The sequence below is a fragment of the Alcanivorax sp. HI0044 genome (genome assembly GCF_001634945.1).
Genome location: NZ_LWEZ01001968.1, coordinates 1 through 536, shown reverse-complemented (window position 1 = coordinate 536; position 536 = coordinate 1). Strand labels below are relative to the sequence as shown.

The following is a 536-nucleotide window of genomic DNA, read 5'->3' as shown; positions in this document are numbered from 1 at the left end:
TGGCAGACGCGGGCCATCAACTATGTCTGGTCCCGTGATGCCGAGCCCGGCGCTCACTGGCCCAACCCGTTTGCCAGCCAGGCAGAGATGGTCGTGGTGCAGGGACCGGGTGGTGCCGGCACCTGGCACCGGTTCTCGCGCAATGTGCAGGCCGATTTCAGGCGTTTTCATGGCATGGAGGTGAACGCAGTGGATGCGGTGGCGATCATGACGGATGGCGATAATACCGGCACGCGGGTAATGAGCTGTTACCGTTTGCCAGTGTTTCGTGCTGCTGCGCAGGATGAACCAGAGTGAAGCAACGGATAAGCGAGGATAAAGAAAGTTGCGGCCATTACCGCGAGCTGTTTATTATTTATTCAATCCGGTGTCTGTGATTAGCCTGTCGTGGCAGGTTAATCAGAGATAACCGGGTAAAGGCGCTGCCATCGTGTTCATACACAGCCACAGGCAATCCACTTTCCTCCGCCGGTCCATGCCGGACGGTGCTCCTGCCTCTCCCCGCTCCTTGTCGCCGACCCTTGTGTCGCAGAATC

1 protein-coding gene is annotated in these 536 nt (G+C 58.2%); it reads left to right on the top strand.

The annotated features are described in order from the left end of the window. On the top strand, positions 1–297 hold a 297-nt coding region (locus A3730_RS29125), incomplete at its 5' end, for a DUF3047 domain-containing protein (protein ID WP_156501445.1). Positions 298–536: the final 239 nt, after the last annotated feature.